This window comes from Streptococcus sp. HF-100, from assembly GCF_015594635.1.
Classification (GTDB): Bacteria; Bacillota; Bacilli; order Lactobacillales; family Streptococcaceae; genus Streptococcus; species Streptococcus vaginalis.
On the sequence record NZ_JADNQV010000008.1, the window covers coordinates 55491 to 78572 of the forward strand.

At 41.4% G+C, this 23082-nt stretch carries 22 protein-coding genes and 2 pseudogenes; 4 read left to right on the plus strand and 20 right to left on the minus strand.

The window, feature by feature from the left end; translation table 11 throughout:
- Window positions 1-26: 26 nt before the first annotated feature.
- A pseudogene (locus IYQ23_RS08075) lies at window positions 27-776 on the minus strand (tagatose 1,6-diphosphate aldolase); the annotation flags it as partial.
- A pseudogene (locus IYQ23_RS08080) lies at window positions 773-2221 on the minus strand (glycoside hydrolase family 35 protein); the annotation flags it as partial. The pseudogenes IYQ23_RS08075 and IYQ23_RS08080, both read right to left, overlap by 4 nt.
- Before the next feature lie 169 nt (window positions 2222-2390).
- On the opposite strand from IYQ23_RS08080, the gene IYQ23_RS08085 reads away from it, so the two are divergent.
- On the plus strand, window positions 2391-3107 hold the full coding sequence (locus tag IYQ23_RS08085) for a GntR family transcriptional regulator (protein WP_195674604.1): 717 nt from the start codon (window positions 2391-2393) through the stop codon (window positions 3105-3107).
- 122 nt (window positions 3108-3229) lie between these two features.
- Here IYQ23_RS08085 and IYQ23_RS08090 read toward each other — a convergent pair whose 3' ends face one another.
- The 5 genes from IYQ23_RS08090 to dhaK all read right to left on the minus strand — a co-directional run bounded on the left by IYQ23_RS08090 (window position 3230) and on the right by dhaK (window position 6444).
- A complete protein-coding gene (locus tag IYQ23_RS08090; protein WP_195673513.1) occupies window positions 3230-3667 on the minus strand; it encodes a bacteriocin transporter in 438 nt (145 codons plus the stop codon).
- 98 nt (window positions 3668-3765) lie between these two features.
- Window positions 3766-4479 carry an MIP/aquaporin family protein gene (locus IYQ23_RS08095; RefSeq protein WP_195674605.1) on the minus strand — a complete coding sequence of 238 codons (714 nt, stop codon included), beginning with the start codon at window positions 4477-4479 and terminating at the stop codon, window positions 3766-3768.
- A gap of 12 nt (window positions 4480-4491) precedes the next feature.
- Entirely contained in the window at window positions 4492-4866 is a 375-nt protein-coding gene (gene dhaM, locus IYQ23_RS08100; protein ID WP_003027954.1) for a dihydroxyacetone kinase phosphoryl donor subunit DhaM, read from the minus strand.
- A complete protein-coding gene (gene dhaL / locus IYQ23_RS08105; RefSeq protein WP_049517251.1) occupies window positions 4863-5444 on the minus strand; it encodes a dihydroxyacetone kinase subunit DhaL in 582 nt (193 codons plus the stop codon). The genes dhaM and dhaL overlap by 4 nt, the downstream gene beginning before the upstream one ends.
- Window positions 5445-5454: 10 nt before the next feature.
- Window positions 5455-6444, minus strand: coding sequence for a dihydroxyacetone kinase subunit DhaK (dhaK, locus tag IYQ23_RS08110; RefSeq protein ID WP_195674606.1), 990 nt, complete (start codon window positions 6442-6444; stop codon window positions 5455-5457).
- Window positions 6445-6600: 156 nt separating this feature from the next.
- Between dhaK and dhaS the strand changes: the two genes are divergently transcribed.
- Both dhaS and dhaQ read left to right on the plus strand, forming a co-directional pair.
- Window positions 6601-7137 carry a dihydroxyacetone kinase transcriptional activator DhaS gene (gene dhaS / locus IYQ23_RS08115; RefSeq protein WP_151380425.1) on the plus strand — a complete coding sequence of 179 codons (537 nt, stop codon included), beginning with the start codon at window positions 6601-6603 and terminating at the stop codon, window positions 7135-7137.
- A 9-nt stretch (window positions 7138-7146) separates the two neighbouring features.
- Window positions 7147-8133 (plus strand): DhaKLM operon coactivator DhaQ, encoded by a 987-nt coding sequence (dhaQ, locus tag IYQ23_RS08120; RefSeq protein WP_195674607.1) that lies wholly within the window; start codon window positions 7147-7149, stop codon window positions 8131-8133.
- A gap of 55 nt (window positions 8134-8188) precedes the next feature.
- On the opposite strand, the gene purB is transcribed toward dhaQ, so the two are convergent.
- From purB to purD, 8 genes are all read right to left on the minus strand, one after another.
- Window positions 8189-9484 carry an adenylosuccinate lyase gene (gene purB / locus IYQ23_RS08125; RefSeq protein ID WP_195674608.1) on the minus strand — a complete coding sequence of 432 codons (1296 nt, stop codon included), beginning with the start codon at window positions 9482-9484 and terminating at the stop codon, window positions 8189-8191.
- Between the two features lie 29 nt (window positions 9485-9513).
- Window positions 9514-10947 carry a hypothetical protein gene (locus IYQ23_RS08130; protein ID WP_195674609.1) on the minus strand — a complete coding sequence of 478 codons (1434 nt, stop codon included), beginning with the start codon at window positions 10945-10947 and terminating at the stop codon, window positions 9514-9516.
- A 63-nt stretch (window positions 10948-11010) separates the two neighbouring features.
- Window positions 11011-11241, minus strand: a complete 231-nt coding sequence (locus IYQ23_RS08135; RefSeq protein WP_195674610.1) for a phosphoribosylaminoimidazole carboxylase — start codon at window positions 11239-11241, stop codon at window positions 11011-11013.
- An 8-nt stretch (window positions 11242-11249) separates the two neighbouring features.
- The gene (locus tag IYQ23_RS08140; RefSeq protein ID WP_195674611.1) at window positions 11250-12200 is read right to left on the minus strand and encodes a ketopantoate reductase family protein; all 951 of its coding nucleotides are present in this window, start codon (window positions 12198-12200) and stop codon (window positions 11250-11252) included.
- 120 nt (window positions 12201-12320) lie between these two features.
- Complete coding sequence (gene purK / locus IYQ23_RS08145) at window positions 12321-13397, minus strand: 5-(carboxyamino)imidazole ribonucleotide synthase (protein ID WP_195674612.1); 1077 nt, start codon at window positions 13395-13397, stop codon at window positions 12321-12323.
- Complete coding sequence (gene purE / locus IYQ23_RS08150; RefSeq protein WP_195674613.1) at window positions 13384-13872, minus strand: 5-(carboxyamino)imidazole ribonucleotide mutase; 489 nt, start codon at window positions 13870-13872, stop codon at window positions 13384-13386. Before purE ends, purK begins: the two co-directional genes overlap by 14 nt.
- A gap of 237 nt (window positions 13873-14109) precedes the next feature.
- The gene (locus IYQ23_RS08155; protein WP_195674614.1) at window positions 14110-14544 is read right to left on the minus strand and encodes a DUF523 domain-containing protein; all 435 of its coding nucleotides are present in this window, start codon (window positions 14542-14544) and stop codon (window positions 14110-14112) included.
- A complete protein-coding gene (purD, locus tag IYQ23_RS08160; RefSeq protein ID WP_195674615.1) occupies window positions 14534-15799 on the minus strand; it encodes a phosphoribosylamine--glycine ligase in 1266 nt (421 codons plus the stop codon). Before purD ends, IYQ23_RS08155 begins: the two co-directional genes overlap by 11 nt.
- Window positions 15800-15995: 196 nt before the next feature.
- On the opposite strand from purD, the gene IYQ23_RS08165 reads away from it, so the two are divergent.
- Window positions 15996-17930 carry a GBS Bsp-like repeat-containing protein gene (locus IYQ23_RS08165; protein ID WP_195674616.1) on the plus strand — a complete coding sequence of 645 codons (1935 nt, stop codon included), beginning with the start codon at window positions 15996-15998 and terminating at the stop codon, window positions 17928-17930.
- 58 nt (window positions 17931-17988) lie between these two features.
- Here the strand turns inward: IYQ23_RS08165 and purH are convergent, their stop codons facing one another.
- The 5 genes from purH to purF form a co-directional block, all read right to left on the minus strand.
- Window positions 17989-19536 (minus strand): bifunctional phosphoribosylaminoimidazolecarboxamide formyltransferase/IMP cyclohydrolase, encoded by a 1548-nt coding sequence (gene purH / locus IYQ23_RS08170; RefSeq protein WP_195674617.1) that lies wholly within the window; start codon window positions 19534-19536, stop codon window positions 17989-17991.
- Between the two features lie 14 nt (window positions 19537-19550).
- Window positions 19551-19718, minus strand: coding sequence for a hypothetical protein (locus IYQ23_RS08175; protein WP_003036929.1), 168 nt, complete (start codon window positions 19716-19718; stop codon window positions 19551-19553).
- Between the two features lie 57 nt (window positions 19719-19775).
- Window positions 19776-20330, minus strand: a complete 555-nt coding sequence (gene purN, locus IYQ23_RS08180) for a phosphoribosylglycinamide formyltransferase (protein ID WP_195674618.1) — start codon at window positions 20328-20330, stop codon at window positions 19776-19778.
- Window positions 20330-21352 carry a phosphoribosylformylglycinamidine cyclo-ligase gene (gene purM, locus IYQ23_RS08185; protein WP_195674624.1) on the minus strand — a complete coding sequence of 341 codons (1023 nt, stop codon included), beginning with the start codon at window positions 21350-21352 and terminating at the stop codon, window positions 20330-20332. Before purM ends, purN begins: the two co-directional genes overlap by 1 nt.
- A 232-nt stretch (window positions 21353-21584) precedes the next feature.
- The gene (purF, locus tag IYQ23_RS08190; RefSeq protein WP_195674619.1) at window positions 21585-23048 is read right to left on the minus strand and encodes an amidophosphoribosyltransferase; all 1464 of its coding nucleotides are present in this window, start codon (window positions 23046-23048) and stop codon (window positions 21585-21587) included.
- Window positions 23049-23082: the final 34 nt, after the last annotated feature.

Below are 23082 nucleotides of genomic sequence, written 5' to 3' on the forward strand. Positions count from 1 at the left end.
TTATTACAAATTTAGGTTTGCCTATTTTAAATTTTTAGTTTTTCCGTCCACGAAACAGCTGTTTCACGTAAAACACGATTCAAGTCTTCAATATTTTGACGCCCCGCTTCATCTAGCCAAGCTTTAGCTGCATCTGTTCCTTGATCTGCAAAGACCGTAACTGCGTCTTTCCAAGTAGCACGTCCGCAAAGGACACCGTTAAATTGAGAACCCGCTTCATGCGCCACTTTGAGCGTTTTCTGGAAAAGTTCTGCGCTAACTCCAGCACTCAGGAAAATAAAGGGCAGGTGAGTTGCATCAGACTGCTCTTTAAAAAAAGCCTTCGCTTCTGCAAGACTATAAACTGGCTCTACTCCTTCTTTGGTAAAGCCTTCTACAAAATTCATATTGACAGGAACTTCTACTTTCAAAACGTCTACATTGTAGCGTGAATCTGAAAAGAGCTTCATGGCTTCGTTGACTTTGTGTGGTTTTACTTTCGCATAATCTACATCTACTACACTAGCACGCTTCCTATCATAAGTCAAGATTTCAAGGAAGTAAGGAATGTCTTCTGCCACACATTCACTTCCTACGCGCTCTACCCAGGCTTGCTTGATGTCGTTGATTTCAGGTTTGTCATCTATATCATAGTAAATCAAAACTTTGACTGCGTCAGCGCCTAACTCTTTCATGCGTTTGGCTGACCAATTTGGTAGCAAATCTGGCAGACGTCCTTCTGTTGTCGCATCATAGCCTGTTTTTTCATAAGCAACAATAAGACCGCACTCTGTTTCCAATGGAGCATAAAGTGCAAATCCTTGCAGACTCCAGTCCGAATGCCCTTGTGCTGGCTTTCTGCCAACAGTTTGTGCCCATAATTGACGCGCCCCATATTTTCTATAAAAATATCAATCTGATGCGTGGATTGCTTCTGCCGGGGAACAAAGATGTCTTCACCAATTTCCATTTGATACTGATTGACGACAAGCTCTTCATCGACAAAAAGCTGCATGCGGTCACGCGCATCAATGACACGAATCCGTTCCTCGTCCGCATCCCATTCCGCTTCTGTACGATAGAGCAGATAACTAACATTTTGGCCCAACTCCTCCATTTTCATAGGATACAAGCTCTCGATTGGCTGCGCTACATCTTCTAAAGTCTCAAATAAACTAACTTTCTCACTGAGCGGAATATTCTTTAACTCAAACGATTCTTTTACCAAAGGCTCCATTTGTGGATACTCTGGATAATATTTTTTTAACATTTGCTGAATAGCAAAGTATTTAGGTGTTGGATTTCCTTGTTCATCAAGGAGAGCTTCGTAATCATAAGACGTCACTTGCGGCAGATCAATGTTTCCTCGCGCTGAACAGCCATTCATAAAACCAAAGTTTGTTCCCCCGTGAAACATATAAAGATTGATACTGCCTTGTTGCAAGACTTCGTGAACCGCTTCAGCCAACTCTTCTGGATCTCGTGTGACAACTGGCTCCTTCCAACGATTGAACCAACCGTCCCAAAACTCCATACACATGAGCGGCCACTTCTTGCCATGTTCATCAAAGAATTCCTGCATCTGCGCGAAATTTTCTTTTGCTTTGGAGCCAAAGTTCCCCGTTACAAACACATCATCCTCAATCAACGTCCCTGCCCGCAAAGTGCCTCGCCAAGGTCCGTCTGACGTAAAGAGCGGACAAGTCACACCTCGCTCTAGCATCATATCTCGAACAGCTCTCAAGTATTCCTTATCTTCGCCATACGAGCCATATTCATTTTCGACCTGCATCATGAGAATGTTGCCGCCATTTTCCAAAAGATGCGGGACTAAGCGCGGAAGCAATTCATCATAATAGCTAGCAACTGCGGCAAAATAAGCAGGGTCAGAAGAACGGATTCTCATATCTTCTTCTAAAAGCCAAGCCGGCAAACCACCGAATTCCCATTCTGCACAAATATAAGGTGACGGACGAAGCAAGGCATACAAGCCTAAATCTTGAGCAATTTGAAGAAATTTCTCCAAATCCAAGATCCCCTCAAAGCAAAACTGCCCTTTCTGAGGTTCATGAACGTTCCAAGGAATGTAGGTTTCTACCGTATTAAAGCCCAGAGCTTTCAAATTATAAAGCGAATGATACCAATCATCTGGCTGAATCCGAAAATAATGAATGGCACCAGACAATATTTTAAAAGGCTGTTGATTCAGATAAAATTCTTCTTTAATCTCAAATCTTGCCAAACCATTTCCTTCTTTCACATAACATTTTTTGTAATCGGTTACATAGGTTAATATAATATATTTTGTATGAAATGTCAATAGTTTTTGAAAAATTTAATAAATTTAACCATTTTAAGAAAAATTATGGTAAAATTTTTTATGAGAGGGAAGCGAAAGAGAGGTGAATAACATGGCAATCCCTAAATACCAATACATTAAAGACGAACTCAAAAGCAAGATCATCTCAGGTCAATTTGAGAATGGAGATAAATTTTATACAGAAGCTGAGCTAATCACAATGTACGATGTGAGTTCTATTACTGTTGTCAGAGCTTTAAATGAGCTAGCAAAAGACGGATATATCATTCGCCAGCAAGGAAAAGGAACATTTGTGTCGCGCGCGCGTAAGTACAAACTCGTTGAATTTTCTGACGTTGAGATATTTCCTACCCAAAATGATCAAGTGACCGTTTTATCGATCGAGCGCGGAAACGACTTGAAATTTCTTGATAAGTTAGATTTGAAGGGACATCAATTTTACTATAAAATCGAGAGACTTCGTAAAGCAAAAGATACCCCTTACATCTATCATCAATCCTATATCCCAGAGCAATATATCAATGCAAATTATCCAAATCTTGAATATTACAGCTCTATCTACACTCGCTTCAAACAAGACTATCATATTCACATGAATGACGAGCATTTTGAAGAAACTAATGAAATTATCTTCCCGACACCAGAAACTGTTGCAACATTACTGGACATTGACACAAACTTCCCGACCGTCTTCCAAGTAAAAACAACACAGTTAGAAAGTACAGGACAAATTTTAGAGTATAGCGAAGCCTACAAACGTGGCGATTTCTTTAAAATCAAGTTCGTGTCACGCAGTGGAAATCACTAATTATTTTTACGTAAAGAACACCTGGCATTCAGTTGTTCTTTTTTTATATCTTGACATCATTATAACCTATCTAGACCAATTTTGAAAAGTATTTTGTTATTTTTTATTTATCAATTTTTCTCTTATTTATTAAAATTCTCAATTTCTTTAGCAGTCATATTTTTCTTGATTTGTAGCACTTTTTCTTCTGTAAAACCACTAAATTTCCCAAAATAAGGAACAAATTTTATCTTATATGCCTCACGAAAAGCAACTAACTCTGGTGTCTTTTTCTCACTATCTAAATAATAAAAAGATTTTGTTTTGATTCGTTCCAGTTGTTTCACAAATCGCCTACAGTGTGGACAAGTTCCTCTCCCGATGTAGAGATAAAAATTTTCACTCTGATCCTGCTTTTCTTTGAGTTCAGGAACGGTTATCTGATGAAATTTCGCTACAATAGCTTGATACTCTTTTTGTTCATCTATTCGTTCAGTTGGATCTAGCAAAACTGAATGACAGGCAACTATTCCGAAAATCAAAAACACTCCAAGTAATTTCAGCCAATGCTTCTTTGCCATCTCTATCCTCGCTATTCTATACAGCTATTATAAAAAATTCAGACAAGAAGCACAAGAAGAGACAACAAAAGTAGGCCGAAACCTACTTTTGACTATTTTTAAATGACACCCAAAATGATATTGTAGAGCAAAGCCCCTACGACACCGCCGACAATTGGACCCAAAACTGGAATCCAAGCATAGGACCAGTCAGAATCTCCTTTATTTGCAATTGGTAAAACAGCATGCATGATACGCGGTCCCAAATCCCGTGCAGGATTGATCGCATAGCCTGTCGTTGGTCCGAGTGAGAAACCGACTGCAAAAATAACCGTTCCTACGATGATTGGACCCAAACCAGCAGCAACTTTATTTGGACCAATTGCCATAATCGTGATGACAAGAATGGCCGTTCCTAGTGCTTCCCCCAAAAAGTTGGAAGCTGAGTGGCGAATGGCTGGACCTGTTGAAAAGCTGGCTAAAATCAAACCTGAATCTTTCGTTTCTGCCCAATGAGGATAATAGTGAAGCCATAAAACCAAAGCTGCAGCCATGGCACCCAGCATTTGTGCAAGAATAAACGGAAAAACCTGTCCCCAACTAATCGCTCCAATAGAAGCCATTGCGAATGTGACCGCTGGATTCAAGTGAGCTGGGCTGAAAAATCCAGATACATAAACCGCCACGGTACAAGCAATCCCCCAGCCTAAAACGATAGAAACCCAGCCAGTTCCTTCCTCCTTCGTCTTGCTCAAAACATTCCCAGCAACAACCCCATCACCAAGCAATACTAGGATAAAGGTTCCTAAAAATTCACCGAGATACTGAATCATAATCCGCCTCCTTTATTTTTTAATCTCCAATTCTTTCAATTGTTCTTGAATAGTTGCCAAATCTGCACCAGCTTGCAAAAGAGCAGCCGCAGTATAAGCTCCTTCAACAATGGGAACATTGTTAATGATGATGTCTTTATCTGAAAAATCTGCTACTAGCTCCAGATTCATGCGAGCCGATCCAAGATCAAAGAAAGCTAAAATCTTCTCTGCTTCATTGGCTTCTACAATCGTTTGGACTTGCTCAAAACTTGTACCAATACCTCCATCTTCTGTACCGCCTACATAGGTCAGCACAACGTCTTTAGCAACTTCTGAAATCAAATCCACAAGGCCTTGAGCAATCCATTTTGAATGAGAAACGATGACAATCCCAACTTCTGTCATGCTTTTTCCTCCACTTCTAGCAAGGCTTCAAAAAGTAAGCCTGATGAATACGAACCGGGGTCAATATGTCCGATAGAGCGCTCTCCGACATAAGAAGCCCGACCCTTCGTTGCTTTCATATCTTTCGTCGCTTCAACCAAAGTATGAATGGTGTCTTTGGTCAATTCTCCTTTTTGAAGAGCCGTCACCACACCAGACCAGACATCCACCATGGTTTTTTCACCCGGAACAGCTTTTCCTCGCTTTTGAATCATATCAAGCCCTGCTTGAACAGCATCCGCCAAGCTAGTACCCTCTTTTTCAGCCTTCATTATTCCCATAAAGGCTGAGCCGTAAAGAGGACCAGAAGCCCCGCCAACCTTGCTAAGCAATTGCATGGAGACAACTTGAAAGACTTCTGCTGAATTGGCAAAATCTTTTCCTTCCAAATTTTCAACGACAGCGGCCATACCGCGCGCCATATTTCCTCCGTGATCCCCGTCACCAATAGGGGTGTCTAACTCTGACAGATAGTCTTTATTTGCTTGAATTTTTTCGTTAAAGAGAAGCATCCATTTCTTTGCTAATTCTGCATCCATATCATACCTCCTACCAAGCAATTGTTGTAACAGGACTATTTAATGCGTCTACCCATTCTTTGTGCTCTAGCTTGATAAAAGTCAAAGAAATGCCTGCCATGTCTATAGATGTCATGTAGTTTCCTAATTTCTTGTAAACAACTTCCAGACCTGCTGCTGCAAGGATTCCAGCCACATCGTTGGCAAATACGTATTGTTCCATGAGCGGTGTTGCACCCATACCATTGATAAGGATTCCGATTTTATCTCCTGCCTTGAGTTCAAAAGAGTCTTTCAATTTTGCCGCTAATTCTTGTGCCAAGTCTTTAGACGGCTGCATTTTTTCTTTGCGATAGCCGGGCTCTCCATGAATGCCGATTCCAAATTCAATTTCATCATCAGCAAGCACAAAGCCGGGTTTTCCGACTTCAGGAACGGTTGCTCCACTGAGAGCCAGCCCAACCGTATGAATCTGAGGAACCAATTCGTCAGCCAAGGCCTTGATTTCACTCAATGATTTTCCAGCACGCGCAGCATTTCCCAAAATCTTATGAACCAAAATGGTACCAGCAACTCCACGGCGGCCTTGCGTGTAAAGGCTGTCCTCAACAGCAATATCGTCATCGACAACAACACTTGCCACCTCGATTCCTTCCATTTCTGCCATATCCTGTGCCATTTCAAAGTTCATGATGTCGCCAGAATAATTTTTGATAACCATGAACACACCTGCGCCTTCGTCTGCTTCTTTGATTGCCTGCAAGACTTGGTCAGGAGTTGGGGAAGTAAAGACTGCTCCGCAAATCGCAGCTGACAACATACCGTCGCCCACAAAGCCAGCATGAGCAGGCTCATGACCGCTCCCGCCACCTGAGATAATCGCTACCTTGCCAGATTTTTCGCTATTTCGGGCAATGATGTCAAAGCCTTCTACACGATGCACCAAATCATTGTGGATATAAGCCAAACCGTCCAACATTTCGTCCACAACAGCCGTTGGTTGATTGATAATTTTTTTCATGAGTTTCTCCTTTGCTTTATTTTTCTTATTTTTATTGTAAAATTCTTTGCTCTTTTTTGGAACGGACAAAATTAGGAATATGTCCCTCTTTTTAGTTTTCCTATTGCATCATTCATGATAAACTAAGGATAGAACAGAAAAGACTAAGGAGTAAAAATGACATTATCCTTAATCACGAAAAAAAGGATTGCCAAATCCTTTAAAAAATTACTGACCGAACAAGCTTTTGAAAAAATCTCTGTTCGGCAAATTATGGAAGATGCCGGTATTCGCAGGCAAACTTTTTACAATCATTTTCTGGATAAGTACGAATTATTAGAATGGATTTTTCAGACGGAGTTGCGAGAGCAAGTCACAGATAATCTGGAATATATCTCTGGCTATCAGCTGCTGCAAGAATTGCTGCACTATTTTAGCGTCAATAAGAGTTTTTATGCACAATTATTTGACATCGTTGACCAAAATGACTTTTCTTCTTATTTTCAAACCTACTGTCAACAACTTGTAGCCAAACTCGTCAGAGAATATCATTCCCGCCCTTTCCATTCTGAAATGGAGTATCATTTTTTCATTCATTATCACAGCCAAGCGCTTGCGAATGCTATCAAACATCTGCTGGATTTATCTGAGCAAGATTACCAGCAACAGGCGCAACTTTTAACACAACTAATCAAAACAGCTATAGAAAATTAAGGCAAGTATATGGTTCACATTATCAATTCAATTCATTCAAGCATTCAGCAAAACATCAATGCAATCACCCGCATGTATCCTCACCTTTCACAGCTGAAACAACTTCCCGTTATTTATCATAATCAGCACGATTCTTCTGTCGTGCCCATTATTTCGGGTGGCGGCAGCGGTCATGAACCAGCTCATTTTGGCTATGTGGGCGATGGTATGTTAACCGCTGCTATTAGTGGCCCCATTTTTGTGCCACCTTGTGCGGAGCATATTTTAGAAACCATTCGTTTTCTGCATCAAGGCAAGGGCGTTTTTGTCATTATTAAAAACTTCGATGCTGATATTAAAGAATTTTCCCAAGCCATTTATCAAGCACGCAAGGAAGGAATTCCAGTCAAATACATCATTTCCCATGATGATATTTCAGTCGAAAAAAGCAACTTCCAAATCCGTCACCGTGGAGTTGCAGGAACAATTCTTTTACATAAAATTCTCGGGCAAGCTGCCAAAGAAGGAGCCAGTCTGGATGAGTTGGAAAAACTCGCTCTTTCTCTGTCCACCTCCATTGCGACACTAGGAGTAGCTACAAAATCTGCCACCTTGCCAAGCAAGCAGTTGCCTATCTTTGATTTGCCCCAAGGTCAAATTTCCTACGGAATTGGAATCCATGGCGAACCTGGTTATCGAATGGTTCCGTTTGAATCTTCCGAGCTACTTGCTGTGGAGCTCGTCAACAAAATCAAAATGAAATTCAAGTGGCAAGAAGGGCAAGAATTTATTCTCCTCATCAATAACTTAGGCGGCACTTCAAAATTGGAAGAACTCGTTTTCACAGATGACATTCTTCAATTGTTAGATATAGAAGGCTTGAAACTACCCTTTGTCAAAACAGGTCACCTCATCACAAGCCTAGATATGGCAGGACTTTCTGTTACCCTCTGTCGTGTTTCCAACAGTTTCTGGCTAAAAGCCTTAGAAACCCCAACCAATGCTTTTGCTTGGTGAGAGAACAAAAATCCAGTAAAATCAGGCTTGATTTCACTGGATTTTTTAGTTTGTTTTAATCCAAACCTATACGGTGGAAAATATCATCCACACGCTTAGTGTAGTAAACTGGGTCAAAAATATCGTCAATTTCCTCTGGTGTTAAACGAGAGGTCACAGCTTCATCAGCTTCTAGTAGCGGGCGAAAATCTGTTTGATTATCCCAAGAATAAGCCGTCTTTGGCTGTACCAAGTCATAAGCCTCTTCACGTGTCATGCCTTTTTCAATCAGACTCAGCATAACGCGCTGACTGTAAATAAGACCAAAAGTTGAGTTCATATTGCGGCGCATATTTTCAGGGAAAACAGTCAGATTCTTAACGATATTGCCAAAGCGATTGAGCATGTAATCAATCAGAATAGTCGTATCAGGTGTGATGATACGCTCCGCTGATGAGTGGGAAATGTCACGTTCGTGCCAGAGGGACACATTTTCATAGGCTGTCACCATGTGTCCGCGAATGACACGCGCCAGACCGGTCATGTTTTCAGAACCGATTGGGTTGCGTTTGTGAGGCATAGCAGAGCTACCTTTTTGTCCCTTGGCAAAGAATTCTTCTACTTCACGCTGCTCGGATTTTTGCAGACCGCGGATTTCAGTCGCCATGCGCTCGATTGATGTGGCAATGCTAGCAAGTACTGCAAAATACTCGGCGTGCAGGTCACGCGGTAAGACTTGAGTTGAAATTTCTTGGGCACGAATACCGAGCTTGTCGCAGACGTATTGCTCTACAAATGGCGGAATGTTGGCAAAGTTCCCAACAGCACCAGAGATTTTCCCAGCTTCCACACCAGCAGCAGCATGTTCAAAACGCTCAATATTACGCTTCATTTCACTGTACCAAGTCGCCAGCTTAAGACCAAAAGTTGTTGGCTCCGCATGGACACCGTGTGTGCGCCCCATCATGATGGTGAACTTGTGTTCTTTGGCCTTATCAGCGATGATATTGAGGAAATTATCCAAATCCTTACGAATGATGGCATTAGCCTGTTTGTAAAGATAACCATAAGCTGTGTCCACCACATCAGTAGACGTCAAGCCATAGTGAACCCACTTGCGCTCTTCACCAAGCGTTTCAGACACTGCACGAGTAAAGGCTACCACATCGTGGCGAGTCTCCTGCTCAATTTCCAAAATGCGGTCAATATCAAAGTCCGCATTAGCACGGATTTTGGCCACATCTTCCTTAGGAATCTCACCCAGCTCAGCCCAAGCCTCATCAGCCAGAATCTCAACCTCCAGCCAAGCCTTGTACTTATTTTCCTCAGTCCAAATGTTCGCCATTTCGGGGCGAGAGTAACGGTTGATCATTTTTTGTTTTCTCCTTTAAGTTAACTTTACTATTTTCTTCTTTTTTTATTTATTCTATTTTTTAATTTCCTTTGGAAATTATCCTTCACTTTATCATCTGACATTACTTTAGAAATTTCTTCGTTCTTTATCCAATAAATACTTGGTGTAATGCCATCATTTATAAATTTCAACTTTCGAAATGTGTAAATAATTTCCAAAATATAAATTATCAAAGAAAAGTTGGCTAAACATATTTTAATAAAATCTACAATAGAATATTCTTCTTGTCGAACCCTTCCTTGATGGCGGTCTTCAAAAATAATTTTTTGATTATCATAATCAACTTGGGAGCTGAAGTGTTGGATTGCATTCCTGATTTTATTATTTAAATTATTTACGGGTTTGCTAAATGGCTCTGAAACATCAAGATAAGCTTGTCCTGGATTGTACTGATTAACTTTATTAAATTTACTTGGTATGCTCTCTAGATTATTGTGATAACTTAGTCCATTACAACAATTATCATAACCATTTCTTTCAAAAATGTTATTCAATGCAATAACAAGGTTGATATTATCGAGAATCCATTCATAACTTGAAGCATAAAAATCATTTAACTTTTTATAGTTCGCTGCAGACACCCCACTCCTAGCTTGATCTAAGCGATTATATCCATTAGAATTTAGCAAAGTAACTACGGGAATCATGATAGAGTAAATACTTGAAAACATTTCAAGTATTTCAAAAGCTTTACGCTCAACCGTATCAAAATCGCTCTCGATATGATCTATATACCTAATAATTTCATCTCTATGTTCCTCAGAAGAATATATTTTTTTAGCTAAAGAGGTGTATTCTGCTAATGTACCATTTCCAAGAATATTACTGATTCCTGAGGTTGTCAAAAACATCTGGTGTAAGACCATCGTCGCATCACTAACATTCTTTACTTCTCTAAACGGGGTTAAATGCTTATTTTCATCTAATAATTTCTTTAAATCACGATACAAATATTTTTCTTGTTTATTCCAAAACAAATTGAACAAACGAAGAATATTGTTAAATTTTCCTTCCGTAACAAAGTCTGCAAACTTCATTGCTTTAGAAATCTCTGTCACACCACCATACTCCGAGTCTCTTTTCAATTTATCCAAACGCATTGCTTGGTTGAGGAATGGTGAGGACAATATTCCATCTATGACAGTCTCTTTTAAATATAGTTTATTTGTTGGAAATTCTGAGGAAACATCTAAACGCCAAATAGGTAATTTTGTATATTTTTGATAGTTAGGAGCTTCTTCATTTAGCTCTGTAGCGTTTTTTAAAATTAGTTCAAAAGGTTCAAATTTTACCTCACCACTAATCGGTGTTTTGCAGTCTTTACATTCAAATTGGAAAGTAGCAGGATATACTCCCATTTGAATACCTAACTCATAGCATTTTTCACACGTTATACATAAAATATGCTTTGGATAAATCATTTAACTTATCTCCCTTGATTTTCTATAAATTAAAACTACACCAACAGTCGTCGAGAACCTGTCTTACACTCCAAACTCCTCTTTCCCTATCGCCACAGACGGATAGTGTCCAAGTTCATTCAAGTTGGTATCCAGTGGTAAGTCGTAGATTACGAGATAGTTGTCAGGAAATTGAGCTATAAGTTCTTGGTACTTTTCTTGAACTTTGTCGTGATCAGCACTTGCAAAAACAACTTCCACAACAGCATTTTCCTTACTATCTTCTACAAATGCATTAACAATGATTTGAATCATAAAACCTCCTACAGCGAAATCCCCTTTATATTGGCTTCTAGAATAGGCATCTCAACACCTAACTTCTGACCAGTCTGATAAACACTTTGACAACAATAAAAGATGTCTTGTTTATCATTGTGTAAGGTCATGATTTTTCGGGTCAGCTCATTCTTCGCAAACATGACTTTCATGGCTTTTCCAGCAATCCATGAAGGAATTTTGTATGGTAAGAGCTCAGCTTTGTAAAGCCTCAAATTTACACCACGCGCTTCTACGACTTTCAAAGCCTCTCGAATGGCCTTGATGGCCAATGATAATTCTGAAGAACTATTCATCAAATTCAAAGCCAGTTGTTCTGGATTTTCCAGATTCCCCGAACGTGCAGCTGTCGAAGTGACACCTGCGTTGATCGCCATGTGAATCCAAATCCACTCGACCATATCATGAGGAACTTCCCACTTCAAATCTGCAGAAGCTAGTAAGGCCGTCAATTCAGCATAGTTAGAAATCTGAGCTTTTTGCTCACCTTCTAGCATTAAATGGTCGAACAAGACACCATCTAAATGATTCTCCTGCATATGACCACCCGCTGTCGGAAAGGCTAGAATATAGTTGTAATCTCCTGCCCACTCCTCTACCTCTTTTCGAGTATCCCAAAAATTACAGAAGAAAACGAGGGTGCCTTTGATATGATTTTTTCGCAAGGTTTCCACGGCTTCTTTGACAAGCCCATGACGCACACTCAGAAAAATAAAATCATATTCCGAATCGGCTTCTGCCACGCGAACCTTATAGGTATCGTGTTTGTTCTCACCTTTGGAATGATAGCGACCATCTAGCAGATCAACCGACAACTCCTTCGGAGCAGTGTTTTTCTTACTGTCTCTCAATACATGTTCTACTTGATGACCCGCTTTTTGAAAAGCATAGGCATAAGTGGTCCCGATCACTCCAAGTCCTAGAATTGCTATTTTCACCTAAAAATCAATCCCTTCCAGCAGTAGTTGACTGGCTTCTCTTGCTGACTTTATCAGCTACGACAAACCTAGTCAACCTTGCAGGGGTAAGACAACGAACCTTGTAATTAGGGTCCTGTCTTACTCCCCAAACTCTTCCACACTATCCGGCGTATCACTAAACAAGGTCACATGCCCCATTTTGCGGTTGTGTTTGGCTTCTCCCTTGCCGTAGAGATGAAGGTGGGCGCTAGGGTATTCTGCGACGTACTGCGCAGCTTTTTCCATGTGCTGGCCAAGGACATTGAGCATGACAGCTGGGGCATGAAGGGTCACTTCTGGCAGGGGCTGACCCAAAATACCCAAGATATGAGTATCAAACTGTGAGAAATCACAGGCTTCGATAGAATAATGCCCTGAATTATGCGGGCGCGGTGCGATTTCATTGACCAAAATCTGGTTGCCAGCCACAAACATCTCTATACATAGTGTACCAGAAAGTTGGACTTCTGTGGCAATTTTTCTTGCCATTTGCACAGCTTTTTCTGCCAACTCCTCAGAAATGCGGGCTGGAACGATGGTCTTAGAAAGGATATTGTTGCGGTGGATATTTTCCTGAATAGGGAAAAGGGTCAAATCCGTGCCATTTCCAGACACAATGACCGATATTTCCATGGTAAAAGGGACAAAATCCTCCAGTACGCAAAGAGTCTTGTCTGCCAAATCACGCGCTGTTGCTAAACTCTCCTCGTCTCTAATGACGACTTGACCATGACCGTCGTAGCCACCCGTTGCTGTCTTTAGTACACGCTTGACAGAGAAATCATAATTTTCCAAGTCTGCAGACGAGCGAATGACGCGATAAGGAGCCAAATCTACGCCAGTGCTTGAGAGAAATTCTTTCTCGTGTACTCGGTTTTGAGAGATACGTAGCAGCCTCGTTCCTTGTGGCAAATCTGCCAAATCCGCGACCGCATCCAGACTGTTTGCATCCACATTTTCAAATTCATAAGTCAGGACATCACAGCGCTCAGCCAATTGACGAAGAGCCGCCACATCATCATAAGGCGCAACGATGACCCCACTGACACGAGCAGCTGGACAATTAGCAGCTGGATCTAGCGTAATGACCTTGTGACCTCGATAAATTGCAGCAATCGCCATCATTTGTCCTAATTGACCACCACCGATAATTCCGATCGTTTTAGTTGAGTTCATTGCTAGACTCCTCAGCAATCTTTCCTTGTTTTTCTGCAAAGTCAGCCAGTGCTTGAGCAATTTTGGCATCTTCAACAGACAGCAAGCGCAAAGCAAAGAGCGCTGCATTGGTCGCACCTGCTTCGCCGATAGCCATCGTTGCCACAGGCACACCGCCAGGCATCTGCACGATAGAATAGAGCGAGTCCACTCCGCTCAAAGCACGAGATTTGACAGGCACACCGATAACAGGCAACGTTGTTTTAGCTGCCACCATTCCCGGCAAGTGCGCTGCACCACCAGCACCTGCAATAATAACCTTGATCCCACGTGCGCGTACTTCCTCAGCATATCGAAACATAAGGTCTGGTGTTCGGTGGGCAGAGACCACCTTTTTTTCATAAACAACACCGAAGTCCTCAAGAACTTGGGCTGCTTTTTTCATTGTTTCCCAGTCGGATTTAGAACCCATGATAATAGAAATAATTGGTTGCATAATTTCTCCTTTTTCAAGCCTGCCTTAGGCTGTAGAGGCGTCGTGAACTTTCTTTCATGTGATGCTACGCTTTCCTTCTCATCTTTTCTTAAAAGCCGAGGAAAAGCTAACATTCCATCTAAAAAATCTTCTTGACTAGGTTTGTAGACCTTTGAGCTACAAACTTTCCCAAAATACCACAGTGATAACAGACATAGTTTCATAACGACCTTTGGTCGCTTGAGCTAGCGCTATACTTTATGTAATTATATCTTCAGCATCAATAACTCTGTAGCCTCGTTTCTTTAATGCTTGCACAAAAAGACCACTGCCCTCTATTTTTCGACCAGAAAAATGACCATCGTAAATCTGGTTGACACCACAAGAGGGACTTCGGGACTGAAGAATAGCCAAGTCAATGTTTTTTTCAGCTAAACTAGACAATGTGTGATCAATTCCTACTTGAAATTCTTTATCATAAAAATTCCCATTGACATCACATGGCCGCCCTTTTAAAATCTCTACTGGCTCTCTTGGAACTGGTAAGCCGCCCGCAACTTCCGGGCACACTGCTAAGACATCTTTATCCGCAACAAAGTCAATAACAGCTTGATTATAATTATTGCCTCCATTGTACTTGCAATTTTCTCCAAGCAAACAGGCACTAACTAGTATACATTTTTTATTTTTCAAGAGCCTTGCTCCCAATATCAGTTCTGTAGAACAGTCCAGTCGTGTCTTGTTTGTCGAGTTGGGTGTAAATTTTTTCCTGCGCAGCCTGAACGCTGTCGGCTGTGGTGACTAACATATAGACTCGGCCGCCATTGGACAGCAGTGCTTTGCCATTTTCACCAAACTTAGCGCCTGCATAGTAGGTGATGATATCACCGTCGGTCTTTTCTGGCAGAACCACACCTTTTTCGTAGTCAAGTGGATAACCTTCAGAAGCCACTACAACGCCCAATGTCACACCGCTGTCCGCCCAGGTCATATCTGGCTCCTTGCCCTCCAAAATGTCCGCGATGTTTTGCGCAAAATCAGAGGTTAGGCGCGGCAGAATGACCTGCGTCTCTGGATCACCAAAGCGAGCATTGAACTCAATGACCTTGGGACCGTCCGCAGTCAGAATCAAACCAGCATAAAGAACACCGACATAAGGTCGCCCTTCTGCTATCATACCTTTCAGTACCGGCTGGACAATAGTGTCAACCGACTGAGTAACTATCGCTTGCGACAGCTGTGGTACCGGTGCATAAGCGCCCATACCGCCTGTATTAGGGCCCTTGTCACCGTCATAAGCACGTTTGTGGTCCTGAGCTGTTGGCATGATGTAAAACTTATCACCATTAACAAAGGCAAAAAGAGAAAACTCTTCTCCTTCAAGAAATTCTTCAATAACTACACGCGCACCAGAATCGCCGAATTTATTGTCCAGCAACATTTCGTGCGCTGCATCTACTGCTTGCTCCACAGTTTCGGCCACGACCACACCTTTTCCTAGCGCCAGACCATCTGCTTTGACCACAATGGGAGTACCTTGATTTTCGATATAGGATTTAGCTTTTTCAAAGTCTGAAAAAGTTTCGTAGCGTGCTGTCGGCACACCGTATTTTTTCATGATAGACTTGGCAAAATCCTTGGACCATTCCAGCTCAGCAGCTAGCCGAGTCGGTCCAAAAGCCTTGAGACCGGCGGCTTCAAAATCATCAACGATACCTGCAGCTAAAGCGTCATCTGGACCAATGAAAGTCCAAGCAATGCCATTTTCTTTGGCAAAGTCAATTAGCTTGGAATGTTCGGAAATTCCGATATTGACCAAATCCAGCCCATCAAGCGTCATCCCGTCATTTCCGGGAGCCACAAAGACTTGCTCCACCTGCGGAGATTCTAACAATTTCTTGGCAATAGCATGCTCGCGTCCACCTGAGCCAACAACCAAAAGTTTCATGATTACCCTCTTTGCGAATTATTTATATCAATTATACCACAAATGTTCGTTTATGCCTTTGTTTATCGTGAAATATTTCGATAACAATGAAATCTCGCTATCATTTTCTAATTTTTCAATCCAACTTACCATTTTTCTCATCTTTTCCCGAATAATCTAAATGGAACTATCCAAATTATTTATTCAAAGGAGATTTATGAAAAAATACAATCAATTATTTTTACTATCCAGCGCTATGTTGAGCGTTTTTTCAGCTCAACTAACAGCTCAAGCCTCGGAAGCAAATAGTACTCAAAAAAGCTCAAATCCGGCAACTCTTGCTAGCGATATTACTGTAAATGTTTCTGGAAATACAGCTTCTATTAACTACACACGTTCACAAACGCAAGTTCCTTACACCATTTACCATGCTGTTTGGTCTGATGAAAATGGGCAAGATGACATTAAGTGGTATTCCGCACCCCAAACACCAACTACAGCTGTTGATTTGCGTCAGCACACTGGTTATGGAACCTTTCACGTCCACACCTATATCAATATCAATGGAAAAATGGTTGGGTTAAATGGAACGACTTTCAAAGTGGAAAAACCAGCTAGCGGCACGGTTTCTACAACCGTTTTAGGAAAGACTGCTCAAATATCCTTTACTCGGAACAAAGATCAAACAAATGCCAATATTTTACACGCTGTTTGGTCTGACGAAAAAGGACAAGATGACATCAAGTGGTATACAGCAGGGCAAGACACAACAGAAATTGACTTATCCAATCATAAAGGCTACGGTGTTTACCATGTTCATACTTATGAAAGTAAAAACGGAAAGATGATTGGATTAAATGGCACCACTTTTAACCTTGAAAAACCAAATCCTACTATTCAGACTAGCTTTCCTGAGCCTGGTATCATGGATATTCAGATCAAAAATGTTCCTGAAACAATCTACAAACTAACTGTTCCGGCTTGGTCTGACCGCAACGGACAAGACGATATTCAGTGGTACACCGCTACTAAAAATCCTGATGGCAGCTACAGCGTGAGAATTGAACTCAAAAAACACAATTATGATACTGGTGCTTATCATATTCATTTATATGGGGAAAGCTATGTCAAGCCTGAATTCACTGGTCTAGCAGGAATCACAGCACAAGTTGATGCTGATAAATTGCCTTCTGAAGAAGAGCAAAAACCATTCTTCTCTGTTGAAAATATCAATCAAGAACAAGGGACTTATACCGTCAAAGTTAGTGAAACTTCAAAGTCCAAACCGATTCAATCCGTTCGAGTCCCTATTTGGAGCACAAGCAATCAAAGCAATATCAAGTGGTATACAGCCACTAATAACGGTGACGGAACCTTTACGGCAACCTTTGATATTCGAAATCATCAAGTTTTGTCCGGAACATACACCAATCATATTTATGTGAAATATAAAGACGGTAGCGAGCATAGTTACGCAACGGATTCGGTTGCTATGTCCGCAGAAAAAATTAAAACCAAAGTATCTGTCGCTAAACGCTCAACTTATCTTTATGAAGTGACGGTGACAGATGCTTACGGCGATGGCAAGATCAGCCTACCGACTTGGTCTGAAGTCAATGGACAAGACGATATTCAGTGGTACACTGCTACTAAAGCTGGAAATGGAATTTACAAATTCACAATTGATACGCAAAAACACACTGGCAGCGGGCTTTTCCATACACATGTCTACCGCAATCTCAACGGTCAAATGATTGGACTAACAGGTACGAGCTATCAAGTAGAGAAGCCTGCTATCTCTTTCCAACCAAATTATGCCGCAGCAACGACTTATCCAAAAGGTCAATGCACTTGGGGCGCCAAAGCTCTTGCGCCTTGGGCTGGCAATTATTGGGGCAACGGTGGCGACTGGGCTGCTAGTGCCAGACGAGCTGGTTTTAAAACCGGTACAACTCCGCAAGTAGGGGCTATTATTTGTTGGACAGACGGTGGTTATGGTCACGTTGGAGTTGTTACTCACGTTGCCTCAAACACACGCATTCAGATTCAAGAGGCCAACTACGCTGGAAAACAATATATTGGCAACTTCCGCGGCTGGTTCAATCCCCATGCAGCTGGACAAGGAGCAGTTAGTTACATTTATCCAAAATAAGTCCCTCTGAACAACTTTAAAAACCTTGGAAAATCAATCCAAGGTTTTTATACTATTTTCAATGTCTAAAATGCCGTACGCCTGTAAATACCATGGCAATACCGTATTTATCAGCCATATCGATTGATTCTTGGTCACGAACTGAACCACCAGGTTGGATGATGGCTTTCACACCTGCGGCAGCAATTTCTTCAACGTTATCCGCAAATGGGAAGAAGGCATCACTAGCAAGAACAGCACCGTCAAGACGGTCTTTGGCTTGGTCAAGCGCGATACGAACTGAAGCCACACGGTTTGTTTGACCAGGACCAACACCAAGTGTCATGTGGTCATTTGTCACAATGATACCGTTAGATTTCACGTATTTGATTGCTTTCCAAGCAAATTCAAGCGCAGTTTTTTCTTGGTCGTTTGGTTGGCGTTTGGTTACAACCTTCCAATCAGCTGGATTTTCTTCGATAACATCTTGGTTTTGCACTAACAATCCACCGACAACACCAGTGTATTCTTTTTCAATTTGGCTAGCCTCTTGAGCTTCAAATGGCAATTGAAGAATACGCAAGTTTTTCTTCTTAGTTGTCAAAATTTCAAGGGCTTCTTCTGAATAACTTGGTGCAATGATGATTTCAAGGAAGATAGCGTGCATTTTCTTAGCTGTTGCGGCGTCAACTTCACGATTCAGCACAACAATACCACCAAAGATTGAAACTGGGTCTGATTCATAAGCGTAGTCCCAAGCTGTTTCAATATCATCAGCTTGTCCGATACCACACGGGTTCATGTGTTTAAGAGCAACAACGGTTGGACGGTCTTTGAAATCACGGATAATGCGGATTGCAGCATCAGCGTCACGGATGTTGTTAAATGACAATTCTTTACCATTCAATTGTTTAGCAGAAGCAATTGAGTAGTCTGTTGGCAAAGCTTTTTGGTAGAAATCAGCGTCTTGTTGAGGGTTTTCACCATAACGCATGGGTTGTTGCAAATCATAAGTGATGGTGAGTTTTTCAGGTTTTGTTTCTCCGACTTGTTTTGTGAAATATTCCGCAATTAAAGCGTCGTAAGCTGCTGTGTGACGGAAAACTTTGGCTGCCAAGCGTTGACGCGTTTCAAAGTTTGTTTCACCATTAGCTGTCAATTCATCTAAAACAACATCGTAGTCAGCTGGGTCAACGACAACTGTAACACTAGCATGGTTTTTAGCAGCAGAGCGAAGCATGGATGGACCACCGATATCAATGTTTTCAACCGCATCGGCATAAGTCACATCTGGTTTCAAGATTGTTTCTTTAAACGGATACAGATTAACCACAACAAGGTCAATCAATTCAATGTGATTATCTTTTGCAGCTTGAAGGTGGCTGTCAAGGTCGCGACGAGCCAAAAGGCCGCCGTGAATATTTGGATGAAGTGTTTTCACACGACCGTCCATCATTTCTGGGAAGCCCGTTACATCATCAATGGCGATAGTATCAACGCCTGCTTTATCAAGCGTAACTTTTGTTCCGCCAGTTGAGATAATATCCCAACCAAGTTTTTTCAATTCTTGAGCAAATTCAACAATGCCCGCTTTGTCTGAAACACTGATTAGTGCACGTTTTGTCATTTCAGTCCTACTTTCTACTTCTTTTTGTAAAATATAAACCACTCAATAGCAATACTGGCAATAAGCCCGATAGAATAAGCCAAGCAAAGGCGTAACGGATTTTCAAGATTACCAAATAGTACATTTACTATAAAGGCAACGACAATAAAAGTTAATACAAACACCAAAATCTTTTTTATCATCATAATCTCCTTATAAGGCAGCATACTAATAGCTAACTACGCTATCAAATACACGGACTACTTTTTCTTAACTCCTAAGCTCTCCAAAACATCTGGATAGAGTTTATACTCTGCTTCATGAATGCGAGCTTCAAAACTGTCAATAGTATCATCAGCCAGACGAGGTACACGGACTTGTTTAATCACTTTGCCTGTGTCAACGCCATTGTCCACCCAGTGAACCGTCACACCGGATTGGCTGACTCCAGCATTCCAGGCATCTGCAATCCCATGAGCACCGGGAAATTCTGGCAGATAAGCTGGGTGAATGTTGATGATACGACCTTCGTAAGCCGCTAGCAAGGTCGGACCAACAATCTTCATATAACCAGCTAGGCAAACCACATCAATATCATATTTTTCAAGCAAAGTAACAATAGCCTCTTCGTAAGCTGCTTTATTATCGAACTCTTTGAGTTCAAAAGCATGAGCTGTCACACCAAGTTTTTCAGCACGCTCTAAAACGTAGGCATCTCGATGATCTGAAAAGACAAATTCAACCGGAAATTGCTCCGCAATGACTTGAAAATTGGACCCGTTACCACTCGCAAAAATGGCAATTTTTTTGCTCATTATTTCATCACCACACTTGCATCAGCTTTTTTGACAATACGACCAAGTTCGTAAACTGGCTCATCAAGCAATTCTTTCACGCGCTCAACCTTATCAGGACTAACTGCCAACATGAGACCAATACCCATGTTGAAGATTTCAAACATTTCTTCGTGTTTAATGCTGCCATATTTTTCAAGAGCTTTGAAAATTGGAAGAACCGGAACTTTATCCTCTTCGATTTCAGCAGCTAAATCATCCGCAAACATCCGTGGGACATTTTCAATGAAACCACCACCAGTGATGTGAGCAATACCGTTAACCAATTCTTCTTTGATAAGTGGAAGCATCGCTTTAACGTAGATACGTGTTGGTTCAAGCAGCACTTCTTTCAATTTTTTGCCTTCAAGTTCTGGAAGCACTTCTTCACCTGTATAATCAGCAAAGACGCGACGCACAAGTGAGTAACCGTTTGAGTGAATCCCACTGGAAGCAAGCCCAAGAAGAACATCACCATCAGAAACTTTTGAACCGTCAATGATTTGTGATTTTTCAGCAACACCTACTGCAAAACCAGCCAAATCATAATCATCTTCACCATACATACCAGGCATCTCAGCCGTTTCGCCACCGATAAGAGCTGCACCAGATTGAACACAACCTTCCGCAACACCTGCAACGACTTGTTCAAGTTTTGCAGGTTCATTTTTACCCGTAGCAATGTAATCTAGGAAGTAAAGCGGCTCTGCCCCAGCTGCAATGATGTCATTGACACACATGGCAACACAGTCTTGACCGATTGTATCGTGTTTATCATATTTGATGGCAAGCATGAGTTTTGTTCCCACACCATCAGTTCCTGAAATCAAAACAGGTTCTTTCACGTCGAGCTGAGACAAGTCAAACATCCCACCAAAACCGCCAAGAGTGCCCATGACGCCAAGACGTTCGGTGCGCGCAACGTGTTTTTTAATCCGTGCAACAACTTCATAACCCGCTTCAACATCAACACCAGATTGAGCATAAGCATTTTTTGTCATAATAATTTTCCTTCTCTTTTTTTGTCAAAAAACTATTTTGGAGATTGCGACGTTTTTTCAGTCAAACCATCATTTTGACTGAAAAAACTAGTCAGGTCTTTAGCTTTGGTCCCATAGGACAAAGCATCCACTGACAAATGCTTTAGCCTTTAGTCAGTGGTAAGACGTAGAGCGTAAGCATTTTTTGTCATAATATTTTTCTCCTTTTGGGAAATAGCAGAGCTATTAAACAGTTCTATTTATTTTCATTAACTTCATGAATATAGAAGCTTGTTTTTTCTTCTAAGCTCTTGAGGTAAGGTTCTTCGTAATCGTAAAGTGGTGTTGGATACTTACCGTCAAAGTAAGCCACACACAAACCACCATTAGGCGCATCTGTATCAAGACCGATTGATTCAATCAAACCGTCAATTGACAAGTAAGTCAAGCTATCAGCACCGATAATCTCACAAACTTCATCTTTAGTGTGGTTAGCTGAAATCAATTCACGACGATTTTGAATATCGATACCGTAGAAACATGGGTATTTCAATTCTGGACTACCGATTGCCACATGAACTTCTGTCGCACCAGCTTCACGAAGCAAACGAACGATACGGCGTGATGTAGTTCCACGCACGATAGAATCATCAACCATGACCACGCGCTTACCTTTAACAACACCAGATACGGCTGAGAGCTTCATGCGAACACCTTGCTCACGCAACTCTTGTGTCGGTTGAATGAAAGTACGTTGTGTGTACTGATTTTTCACCAAGCCCATTTCATTTGGGAGACCTGATTCTTCAGCAAATCCCATTGCTGCTGAAAGTGATGAATTCGGTACACCAACGACAATATCAGCTTCATGTTGAAATTCCTGTGCCAAACGTTTCCCCATATTTTTACGAGCCGTGTGAACATTGACACCATAAATATCACTGTCAGGACGTGCAAAATAGATATATTCCATTGAACAGATAGCAAGCTGTGTATCATTTGTGTAAGTGTCATACTGAATGCCATTGTCATCAATGATAACAAGTTCTCCTGGTTTTACATCACGAACCCATTTAGCACCAACCACTTCAAAGGCACACGTTTCACTTGATACTACCCAAGCACCATTTGCCATTTGCCCAATTGACAAGGGACGAAAACCATTTGGGTCAAGCGCAGCAATCAACTTATCTTCTGTCATCAAAAGGTAAGCAAAGCCACCTTTGACAGTGTTCAACGCTTCTTTGACTTTACCGATAAATTCAGGATTATGGCTACGGCGAATCAAATGCATTAGAATTTCAGTATCAGACGAAGCATTAAAAATCGCTCCTTGGTCCTCCAGTTCTTTTTTCAGCGACAAAGCATTTGTCAGATTTCCATTATGACAAAGGCCAAACTGTTCATCTGTAAAATTGTAAAGAAATGGCTGAATGTTGTTAATAGAAGCCGAGCCTGCTGTCGCATAGCGAACATGTCCAATTGCAGCATACCCGGTCAATTTTTCCAAATCGGCAGGATTTTTAAATACTTCTGAAAGTAGACCTGTATTACGGTACTGAAGAAGTTTGCCCTTATCGTTTGTGACGATACCAGCACCTTCTTGACCGCGGTGTTGAAGACTATGGAGTCCAAAATAAGTCACTTGAGCAGCTTGAGGATGTCCCCAAATCCCAAAAACTCCACATTCTTCATTAAGAGATTTCACTTCGTATGTCATTTTTACCTCGATACAAAGGCCATTAAGCATCTAA

Excerpts from the sequence above, each read along its gene's own strand:
- IYQ23_RS08085 (WP_195674604.1), top strand. The coding sequence starts at position 2,391 with ATGGCAATCCCTAAATACCAATACATTAAAGACGAACTCAAAAGCAAG.
- IYQ23_RS08090 (WP_195673513.1), bottom strand. The coding sequence starts at position 3,667 with ATGGCAAAGAAGCATTGGCTGAAATTACTTGGAGTGTTTTTGATTTTC.
- IYQ23_RS08095 (WP_195674605.1), bottom strand. The coding sequence starts at position 4,479 with ATGATTCAGTATCTCGGTGAATTTTTAGGAACCTTTATCCTAGTATTG.
- dhaM (WP_003027954.1), bottom strand. The coding sequence starts at position 4,866 with ATGACAGAAGTTGGGATTGTCATCGTTTCTCATTCAAAATGGATTGCT.
- dhaL (WP_049517251.1), bottom strand. The coding sequence starts at position 5,444 with ATGGATGCAGAATTAGCAAAGAAATGGATGCTTCTCTTTAACGAAAAA.
- dhaK (WP_195674606.1), bottom strand. The coding sequence starts at position 6,444 with ATGAAAAAAATTATCAATCAACCAACGGCTGTTGTGGACGAAATGTTG.
- dhaS (WP_151380425.1), top strand. The coding sequence starts at position 6,601 with ATGACATTATCCTTAATCACGAAAAAAAGGATTGCCAAATCCTTTAAA.
- dhaQ (WP_195674607.1), top strand. The coding sequence starts at position 7,147 with ATGGTTCACATTATCAATTCAATTCATTCAAGCATTCAGCAAAACATC.
- purB (WP_195674608.1), bottom strand. The coding sequence starts at position 9,484 with ATGATCAACCGTTACTCTCGCCCCGAAATGGCGAACATTTGGACTGAG.
- IYQ23_RS08130 (WP_195674609.1), bottom strand. The coding sequence starts at position 10,947 with ATGATTTATCCAAAGCATATTTTATGTATAACGTGTGAAAAATGCTAT.
- IYQ23_RS08135 (WP_195674610.1), bottom strand. The coding sequence starts at position 11,241 with ATGATTCAAATCATTGTTAATGCATTTGTAGAAGATAGTAAGGAAAAT.
- purK (WP_195674612.1), bottom strand. The coding sequence starts at position 13,397 with ATGAACTCAACTAAAACGATCGGAATTATCGGTGGTGGTCAATTAGGA.
- purE (WP_195674613.1), bottom strand. The coding sequence starts at position 13,872 with ATGCAACCAATTATTTCTATTATCATGGGTTCTAAATCCGACTGGGAA.
- purD (WP_195674615.1), bottom strand. The coding sequence starts at position 15,799 with ATGAAACTTTTGGTTGTTGGCTCAGGTGGACGCGAGCATGCTATTGCC.
- IYQ23_RS08165 (WP_195674616.1), top strand. The coding sequence starts at position 15,996 with ATGAAAAAATACAATCAATTATTTTTACTATCCAGCGCTATGTTGAGC.
- purH (WP_195674617.1), bottom strand. The coding sequence starts at position 19,536 with ATGACAAAACGTGCACTAATCAGTGTTTCAGACAAAGCGGGCATTGTT.
- IYQ23_RS08175 (WP_003036929.1), bottom strand. The coding sequence starts at position 19,718 with ATGATAAAAAAGATTTTGGTGTTTGTATTAACTTTTATTGTCGTTGCC.
- purN (WP_195674618.1), bottom strand. The coding sequence starts at position 20,330 with ATGAGCAAAAAAATTGCCATTTTTGCGAGTGGTAACGGGTCCAATTTT.
- purF (WP_195674619.1), bottom strand. The coding sequence starts at position 23,048 with ATGACATACGAAGTGAAATCTCTTAATGAAGAATGTGGAGTTTTTGGG.